This is a genomic window from Candidatus Margulisiibacteriota bacterium (assembly GCA_028706105.1).
Lineage (GTDB): Bacteria > Margulisbacteria > Riflemargulisbacteria > GWF2-35-9 > DYQY01 > DYQY01.
The window spans coordinates 1-8,487 of the sequence record JAQWCF010000065.1 but is presented as its reverse complement, the minus strand read 5'-3'; the positions used below and the strand labels follow the sequence as shown (position 1 = coordinate 8,487).

The window sequence follows — 8,487 nt, the reverse complement described above, 5'->3', positions numbered from 1 at the left end:
ACGCCTTTTCTGGTGTTGATGGATTCCTGAATGGCAACTTCGTCAGGAGTGCCCTTTTTAAGAAATCCTCCAGCTCCAACGTATAAGCCTTCAGTATTTTCTCTAACAACAACAAAGTCGATATCCTTAGGTCCTTTGTTTTTGATAGGAGTTTCTACTCCTTCGTATAGTTTAACTGGACGAAGATTAATGTATTGGTCGAGAGCAAATCTAAGTTTAAGAAGAATGCCTTTTTCAAGAATCCCAGGTTGAACTTCTGGATGACCAATGGCTCCTAAAAAGATTGCTTTGAATTTTCTAAGTTCATTTATTTCTGATTCTTCCAGAATTTTGCCAGTCTTTAAGTATCTTTCTCCACCAAAATCAAATTGAGTATAATTTAATTTGAACCCAAACTTTTCGGAGGAAGTATTTAATATTTTAATCCCTTCTGCTACTACTTCTGGTCCTGTTCCGTCTCCGGGAATTATTGCTATATCATAAGTTTTCATATTTTTACCTCCTAATTCTTTGCGAATAAATAATAGTTTAAAATATAAGTAATATCAAGCTTAGGTTATTACTTTTTGTTAAATTTTTGTCTTAATTTATTAATGTTACTTTTTGGGTCATCTTTTCGTAATGCCTTTTCTAAAGCAGGATTATGTTTTATTTGTTCATATTGTGCATTTGAATTATCTTTATTTTGGTTGTTTCGTGCTACTTTACCTTTGTTTAATGTAGAGGATAGTAAGGTTGAATCTATATCAACGACTTCATCGTCTTCAAAGTCATAATGATTTTTTTTCTGTTGGTTATCTTCATTGTCTTGTTGTTTTTTCTTTTCCTCATAATTTTTAAAGGCACTTTCTGGGTCATTGGTTTTGTTTTTCTTTTGAGGGTTCAAAAATTCTTCATTAAATTCTTCAGCTGCGGAGTCAATATACAGTTTGTCTTCTAAGTAGTCATTAGTTTGTAAGTTAGGGTTGGAGTCCTCTTGAAAATTTAGATTTTTTCCAAAGTCTTTTTTTTGAGTATTCATTACTGCTGCGTCATCTAAATTTCTACTGTAAGAAGAACCACTGGTATTCGTATTTTTTTGAAGATTTATTAGTAGTTCTTTTTGTTGTACTTTTTGCATTCTTTCTTGTTCTTGGAAGGAAAGTAAGACTGTTTTTTCTTGGACAATATTTTGAGAGGGCTTATATTCTACGTCTTGTTGCATTTCATCGGACAATTCATTGTCTAAGGTTGGATTAAAACTAGTATTGATGCTTGAGGTTTTAGTCGATGTTGAGGGATTAGTAACACCATAAAAAGAATCATTCTCGGTTTGCGAGGAGTCTAAAGGAATATTGGCATTGATATTAGCTAAGTCCATCAGTTTTCCTTGGGTTGAGTTAGGGATGTTATTTTTTCTATTAAATCTTGTCTTTGGTTTGTTTCTAGAAACTCTAAAACAGTAGTTGCTTTCTCTAAGTCAAAACTTTTGTTGAGATACGGAATCATTTGTTCACATTTTTTAATCGCTTCATCTTTTAGTCCATTTTTTATATAGAACTCGGCGAGTACTTTATACGGAAGAGGAGAATATGGATTTTTGAGTACAAGTGTCTTGAAGTGGCTTTCGGCTTCTCTTACAACTTCGTTTTCTTCAATAGCTCGAGTTTTTCTGACTTGTTTATTTTCTACAGATATTTGAATGTCGGCAGTATCAACTTTTTTTTGTTTTTTGGTTGGTTTTCCAAAATAAACTACTGCTCCAAGTATTATCAGTAGCAGTATTGCATAAAGCGAAAATACTAACATGTTTAGGAAACTCCTTTTATGTTAATTAACAAAACTACAATAATTATAATTATATAGTTATTTTTTAACAAAAGCATCATTTTGAAGAAGTTCGGCTTTTTCTTTGGGGCTGATAGCACCAGCAGAAATGATTAGCTTTAAGCCGTCTTCAATAGGAATGTCGAGAATTTCTACTTCATCTTTAGGTAGTAGCACGAAGAAACCAGAAGTTGGGTTAGGCGTGGTGGGAACGAACACAGAGGTCATGTTTTTATGAATGGTGCCTGTTTTTGTTTTCATTGTTGGGAAATTTTTCTGTGTGATAAACCCAATAGTGTAAATCCCTTTGCTGGGATATTGGATAATCGCCACACTTTGGAAAGATTTTGAGTTAGACCTGACGGCTGAGATAATTGATTTAATTGTTGTGTACACAGCATTAATAACAGGGATAGTTTCTATGTAGTTTTCAATTGTTTTGGAGATAGTTCTCATGAAAGCTAGTTTGGCAAAATATCCTAAAGAAGCTAGGAAGGCGATTGCTATTATAAATCCCAGTATTAGCTCATAGAAAGGGTCCATTCTGCCATCTGCAAACAAGTTGTTGATAATTTTACCAAAAGGAGTGCCTATTATTCTGATTATTATGGACAGAATCCAAATAGTTGCAATAGAGGGTAAGGCAACAAAGAAACCTGTTAATAGATTTTTTTGAAAACGGTTAACGGATTCTTTGCTAGATAAATCTTGGATGAGTCTAATTAATAAAGGTTTTTTGTTCATATAGTGCGCCTTTGTCTTATTTGTGAATATAATTATATATCGTTTGGATAGTTTCCTCTATGTTTAATTTAGAATTATCAATGAGGATAGCATCCTCTGCTTTTTTTAGTGGTGATAATTCTCTTGTTTCATCCATTTCGTCTCTTTGAATTATTTCAGACAAGATAGTTTTTAGTTCAATTTTTTCCTTTGGGTGTGTTTTGCAGAATTCGTCGTATCTTCTTTTTGCTCGTACTTCAGTCGAGGCTGTTAGAAAGAATTTATAGTTAGCATCTGGGAAAACAGCGGTTCCAATATCTCTTCCGTCCATTACGATAGATTCGTGTTTTGCAGTATTTCGTAGTATTTCTAGTGTAAATTCTCGCACGTAGGCTAAGGCGGAATACTTGGAAACGTTCTTTTCAGTTTCAGGAAGAGAAAGATATTGGCTGTAATCAGTATGATTTATAAAAATTTTTCCGTATTTCGTGCGAACGTTGTAATGTTTAAGGAAAAATTTAATTTTTTCGTTGTCAGCGACGATGTTATTAGTTAAACAAACGTAGGTAATTGCTCTATAGACTGAACCAGAGCTTAAGTAAGTTATAGATAGTTTTTCTGCCAATTTTTTGGCGACAGTACTTTTGCCAGAAGCAGCGGGGCCGTCTACGGCGATAATAGATTTAACAGACATGCAGATAAGGTACTTCTTTTTGGCAATAAGGGCAAGTATTTGATGATTGCATTTCAGTAACCTCAAAGCGGTTTCTGGCGATGATGGTTTGTTGGCAGTTTGGGCAATGCGTGTTTTGTTCAAACCTAGTATAAACATAATTAAGCGGAAAAGACTTCTTGCTGGAGTCAAGTTTATTTAAGAAAGTAGAGCTAAGTGGCTGTTTGTTGCTGTATTCGAATGTTGGATAAAAAGATGTTATGTGCCAAGGGATGTTTGGCGATACAGAGTTTATCCATTTTGCTGTTTCTGTTAGTTCGTCTAGGTTGTCGTTAATATCGGCGACAAGGTTGCTGACGAGCTCAATGTGCTTACCACTTTGGTAGCAAAGGATAATGTTGGCTTTAATAATCTTCAAGGCTTTAGCCGTTGTCAGTGTTTGGTAGTTTTTCTCATTGAAGGCTTTGATGTCTATACTTAAAGCGTCAACAAAGGGTAGAACGGCTTTTAAGGGACCTTGGTTAATGTAGAGGTTGGTTACTAGTACGGTTTTTATTCCAGCCTCTTGGAGTTTGGGAAGATATTCTAGTAGAGTTTCTATTTGGATGAGAGGTTCGTTGTAGGTAAAAGCAACTAATTTTAAGTTATTGTTTCTAGCTTTATCAATAATTTCTTCAACTTTTATTTCAGACAGTACAGGCCTATTTGTTGTTCGATGTGGCTGTGAGATTTCCCAGTTTTGGCAGTGATGACAGTGGAAGTTGCATCCCATAGAACCAAGCGACAATATTTTTTGGTTAGGATAAAAATGGTAGAGTGGCTTTTTTTCTATGGGGTCAATGCCAAGAGAGCAAAACTTGCCGTAGGTTAATGCTCTGAGCTCATTGTTAATATTGGTTCTAATTTGGCACGAACCTGTTTGTCCATCATGCAGAGAGCATTCTCGTGGGCATAATTTACAAATGATTTTATTATTTTGTTTTTCAAAATATTGGGCGAGTGTCATAATTGTCTACATTATATAGTATAATTAATGATTGGGAGTATTTAATGCAACAAAAAGAGTTAAACATTAGCTGGGATGAATTCCAGAGTTATGCAAACAAGATAGTTTCTGAGATTAAGAAAAGCAATAAAACTTACGATGTTATTGTTGGCGTTGCTAGAGGTGGTTTGTTTTTGGCTGGCTACTTGTCTTATCATTTAGGCGTGAAGGAAGTTAATATTGTAAATGTTCAATCTTATGATGATAGGAAGATAGTTGATCCTAGAGTGTTAGATTTGCCTAAGAAAATCCTTGGTGATAACATTCTCTTGGTTGATGATATTTTAGACTCTGGTACAACGTTTAAGATAATCGCGGAATGGATGGGGCACACTAATAAACAGTATGATAGGGCTGTATTGGTTGACAAAGGTAAGAGCTCCTTGAAGGCCGAATTCGTGGGTATTAATGTAGATGCGGATTGTTGGGTTATTTACCCTTGGGAGAAATGAGTAGGGCTTGGAAAGTTATCCACAGCCTATCAACAGCTTATGACTGACCCGCGAGTTTCTGTGATTATTCCAGTATTTAATAGGCCGATGATGCTAAGAGAGGCGGTAGACTCCGTACTGGCTCAGAAGTTCAATGATTTTGAGCTTATTCTTGTTGATGATGGTTCACAAGAAAAAACAAAGAAAATATTACGTCAATATAGTGAAAGTTATCCACAGAAAATCAAAGTATTTTTTTGTGAACATAGGGGTGTTTCTGCTGCAAGAAATGCAGGAATTGCTAAGGCTAGAGGTGATTTTTTAGCCTTTTTAGATAGTGATGACCTGTGGATAAGTTCTAAGTTAGAAAAACAACTTCAGTTTATGGACCAAAAAGGAGCAGCTGTTTGTCAAACCCAAGAGAGATGGGTTCGGAACGGAAAAAATGTTAATCCAATGAAAAAGCATACAAAAAGAAGTGGCAAGATATTTTTTGATTGCTTGCCTTTATGTATTGTTTCTCCCTCTGCAGTAATGATAAAAAAGGATGTTTTCGATAAGGTTGGGTTGTTTGATGAGAAACTATTGGCTTGTGAGGATTATGACCTTTGGCTAAGAATATCGTTGCTTTATCCAATATATACTATGCCTGAGAAGCTAATAACCAAAAAAGGTGGTCATAGTGACCAATTATCTAGTAAATATTGGGGTATGGATAGGTTTCGTATATATTCTATGGTCAATTTGCTTAAAAGTGGCGCTTCTCTTGATGATAGAAAGAAAGCAGGGCTGTTTTATTACATTTCCGAAAAAGCAAAAGTTATAGCCATTGGAGCAAAGAAAAGATGGAAATTATTTTCTTGGTTTAAGTATTGGATGATTAGTGACTATTATAAAAAAGAATGGGAATTACTTTAGAACCTAAAGTGAACAAAAATTCTGCCAAAGTTTTTATCGTCCTTTTCAACTCTGTGATAAAGTTTTTTTATTTCAGGTTGGTTTAGAAATCTAAGAACAGATTTTTTTAGTTGCCCGCTTCCTTTACCTGGGATGATTTCTACAAGATTAATTTTTTTGGAAACAGCTTCATCAATAATTCGTTGTAATTCTTTATCAATCATTCTTCCTTTATTAAATATTTCGTGTAAATCTAGCTTCAGTTTTGCCATATTTTTATTTTAACATGATATAATTCCAAAGATGAAAAAAAATGATCGGTCTGCAACTTTTTTGGGAGTTTTTGCTTTTTGGATAATCTTTTTATTGTTTATTCGGTTAACAGGATTTCTCTTAATGTTTTTTATTAGCTTAATGCCAGTGTTGATCATTGTCTTTATGGCCATGAATTTGTATTGGATTATTAAACGTAATGCAATTGTTAAAAAATATATTAAAGGTCACTCGGAAGCTCATAATAAGTTTTTTATTTTATTGCTTGTTTGTTCTGCCAAGGTTCTTGCTGCTGATGGGAAGATTGATAAAGCAGAAATACAAATGGTTAAGAATTTTTTTACTATGAACTTTGGGTTCAGAGGAAAGTCTTTGCTTTGGGCTGAAGAAACTTTGATGGCTGAATTAAAGTATAATAGGCCTGTTTCTGTCTTGGCAGTTGAGATGAATAGAGCTCTTGATTATCCAACTAAGCTTGCTTTAATGGATTTCATGTTCCGTTTGGCTGGTTCCGACTCTGCAATAAACGAGCAAGAAAAAAGAGTTTTAGATGAATTTATTAGCTTTATTGGAATAAACCCTAACGACCAAGCTTTCTTGCGTGCGAGATATTATTCTGGCTCTTCCAGATATTCCTCTGGGTTTTCATCTAATAGAACAGGTGGCAAGGGCAGAGAACATTATTTGCGGATACTTGGATTAGCCGAAGGTGTAACTCAAACGGATATTAAATCAGCACATAGACAACTAACTAAAAAATTTCACCCTGATGTGGTTGCTCATTTAGGTAATGATGTGCGAATTGCTAGTGAAAAACGGATGAAAGAAATTCAAGAGGCTTATGAATATTTAAAAGATGCATAGCATTTATTAAATTGATGTTGTAAAATAAGTTTTGTTATTTTAAAAAAGGAGAGGGTGTTTATGAAAAAAATTGCAGTTTTATTTACGTTACTAGTTTCATTGTTTTTTTTCGCGTTTAGTTTTGGATTAACAGACAAAGTTATTTTAAGGGTAGGAGACAGTACATTAACTCAGTCACAGTTGGATGAGAAAATAGCCGCATTACCACAACAATATCAAGAGTATTACAGTTCTATAGATGGAAAAAAAATACTTATAGATAGTATCAAAAAAGAATATTTAGTTTATGAAATGTCTAATAAAGCTAAATACGATACAAATAAAGAAGTTTTGGCTCAAATTGAAAACATTAAAAAGCAAGTTATGGTAGCACAATATTTGAAAGATAATATAGAAAGCAAGATTAAGGTTTCAGCCAAAGATGCCAAAAAATATTATGACGAAAATAAAGATATGTTTAAAAAAGATGATCAAATTAAAGCTAGACATATCTTAGTAGCAACAGAAAAAGAAGCTAAGGATATAATTGCTAAATTAAATAAAGGTGAGTCATTCCAAGCGCTTGCTAGAGAATTTTCTATGGATCCAGGAAGCAAGGTTAATGGTGGAGACTTAGGTTGGTTTGCGAAGGGTCAAATGGTAAAACCTTTTGAAACAGCTGCCTTTGCACTAAAAAAAGGCGAGTATACAAAGCAAGAAGTTCAGACCCAATACGGTTATCATGTAATTTTTGTTGAAGACAAGAAAGATGCTGAGCAGTTAGCTTATAAAGATGTTTCTACAGAGATAGAAAATTATCTTAAACAAAATTCTCAAAAAGAAGCCTTAGATGCTTTATTAAAGGATGCAGCAGCTTCAGTAAAAGTTGAAGATTTTTCAGAACAATTGTTTCTAAAGAAATAAGAGAAACCCTTTCGTCAGGCTTTGCCTGTCACCTTCCCAATTTGGGAAGGCATTGGCTCCCCGAAGCGGGGAGCTCTGGCTCGCAGAGTCTGAGGGGAATTTTACATGATACAAACCAAAGCACACGCAAAAATTAATCTCCTATTAGATATACTTGGAACAAAGGGTAACTTGCATGAGATGTGCATGATAATGCAGACTGTTTCTTTATGTGATGAATTATCGTTTGAAAAAATAGATACTCAAGAAATAATCATCTATTCTAATAATTGTAGTTTGCAAAAAGACAATATTATTGCAAAAGCTTATTCCGTTATTCAAGAAAGATTTCCTCAGAAGGTTACACATGGGTTTAATGTAAAGTTAATGAAGAATATACCTATGGGTGCTGGATTGGCAGGAGGTAGCGCTGATGCTGCTGCGGCTGTTAAGGTATTTTTGAAAGAGTTGGGAATAAGTCCTTCAAAAGAAGAGTTGCTTTCTTTGTTGCTTAGCATAGGCTCCGATGTGTCTTTCTGTTATTTTGGTGGCACGAAACTTGTTACTAGTAGGGGTGAACAATTACAGGAGATAGAAGTTGAGCTTCCCAAATATTTTTTGCTAGTTAATCCAGATATTCAAATATCAACAAAGGAAGCTTTTGCTGACTGGGACAAATTTGCACTTGAACGTGATTATAAACCTAGATTTACTGGCAAGCTAATAGAAGGCTGGGAGTATTACAATGCTTTTGAGTTGTCAGTGTTTTCAAAATATCCAGTTATTAAAGAAATAAAAGAAACTTTATTATCGTTAGACGCGACTTTTGCTTTAATGACAGGGTCTGGTTCGACTGTTGTGGCTGGGTTTAATGATGAAGAGTTGATTGAGAA

Annotated in this window: 12 protein-coding genes; 5 read left to right on the top strand and 7 right to left on the bottom strand. The window is 34.4% G+C overall.

The features are described 5' to 3' along the window. The 6 genes from PHF25_07170 to amrS form a co-directional block, all read right to left on the bottom strand. The coding region (locus PHF25_07170; protein MDD4527795.1) for an isocitrate/isopropylmalate family dehydrogenase at window positions 1-491 on the bottom strand (491 nt) is incomplete at its 3' end. Between the two features lie 68 nt (window positions 492-559). Next, a complete protein-coding gene (locus tag PHF25_07165; GenBank protein MDD4527794.1) occupies window positions 560-1,360 on the bottom strand; it encodes a hypothetical protein in 801 nt (266 codons plus the stop codon). Beyond that, window positions 1,360-1,788 (bottom strand): hypothetical protein, encoded by a 429-nt coding sequence (locus PHF25_07160; protein MDD4527793.1) that lies wholly within the window; start codon window positions 1,786-1,788, stop codon window positions 1,360-1,362. Before PHF25_07160 ends, PHF25_07165 begins: the two co-directional genes overlap by 1 nt. A gap of 57 nt (window positions 1,789-1,845) precedes the next feature. Next, window positions 1,846-2,550 (bottom strand): DUF502 domain-containing protein, encoded by a 705-nt coding sequence (locus PHF25_07155; GenBank protein ID MDD4527792.1) that lies wholly within the window; start codon window positions 2,548-2,550, stop codon window positions 1,846-1,848. A 16-nt stretch (window positions 2,551-2,566) separates the two neighbouring features. Continuing rightward, window positions 2,567-3,223: a (d)CMP kinase gene (gene cmk / locus PHF25_07150; protein MDD4527791.1), complete on the bottom strand. Its 657-nt coding sequence runs from the start codon at window positions 3,221-3,223 to the stop codon at window positions 2,567-2,569. Continuing rightward, entirely contained in the window at window positions 3,213-4,208 is a 996-nt protein-coding gene (amrS, locus tag PHF25_07145; protein ID MDD4527790.1) for an AmmeMemoRadiSam system radical SAM enzyme, read from the bottom strand. The genes cmk and amrS overlap by 11 nt, the downstream gene beginning before the upstream one ends. Before the next feature lie 44 nt (window positions 4,209-4,252). Here amrS and PHF25_07140 point away from each other — a divergent pair, with 44 nt between their 5' ends. Together PHF25_07140 and PHF25_07135 are read left to right on the top strand one after the other, a co-directional pair. Further along, window positions 4,253-4,699, top strand: coding sequence for a phosphoribosyltransferase family protein (locus PHF25_07140; GenBank protein ID MDD4527789.1), 447 nt, complete (start codon window positions 4,253-4,255; stop codon window positions 4,697-4,699). Between the two features lie 39 nt (window positions 4,700-4,738). Beyond that, the gene (locus PHF25_07135) at window positions 4,739-5,596 is read left to right on the top strand and encodes a glycosyltransferase family A protein (protein MDD4527788.1); all 858 of its coding nucleotides are present in this window, start codon (window positions 4,739-4,741) and stop codon (window positions 5,594-5,596) included. Here the strand turns inward: PHF25_07135 and PHF25_07130 are convergent. Next, window positions 5,593-5,847 carry a Smr/MutS family protein gene (locus PHF25_07130; protein MDD4527787.1) on the bottom strand — a complete coding sequence of 85 codons (255 nt, stop codon included), beginning with the start codon at window positions 5,845-5,847 and terminating at the stop codon, window positions 5,593-5,595. The two genes, PHF25_07135 and PHF25_07130, sit on opposite strands and share 4 nt — an antisense overlap. 31 nt (window positions 5,848-5,878) lie before the next feature. Here PHF25_07130 and PHF25_07125 point away from each other — a divergent pair, with 31 nt between their 5' ends. The 3 genes from PHF25_07125 to ispE all read left to right on the top strand — a co-directional run. After that, window positions 5,879-6,712 (top strand): TerB family tellurite resistance protein, encoded by an 834-nt coding sequence (locus tag PHF25_07125; protein MDD4527786.1) that lies wholly within the window; start codon window positions 5,879-5,881, stop codon window positions 6,710-6,712. A gap of 60 nt (window positions 6,713-6,772) precedes the next feature. Then, complete coding sequence (locus tag PHF25_07120) at window positions 6,773-7,615, top strand: peptidylprolyl isomerase (GenBank protein MDD4527785.1); 843 nt, start codon at window positions 6,773-6,775, stop codon at window positions 7,613-7,615. A gap of 105 nt (window positions 7,616-7,720) precedes the next feature. After that, the coding region (gene ispE, locus PHF25_07115; protein MDD4527784.1) for a 4-(cytidine 5'-diphospho)-2-C-methyl-D-erythritol kinase at window positions 7,721-8,487 on the top strand (767 nt) is incomplete at its 3' end.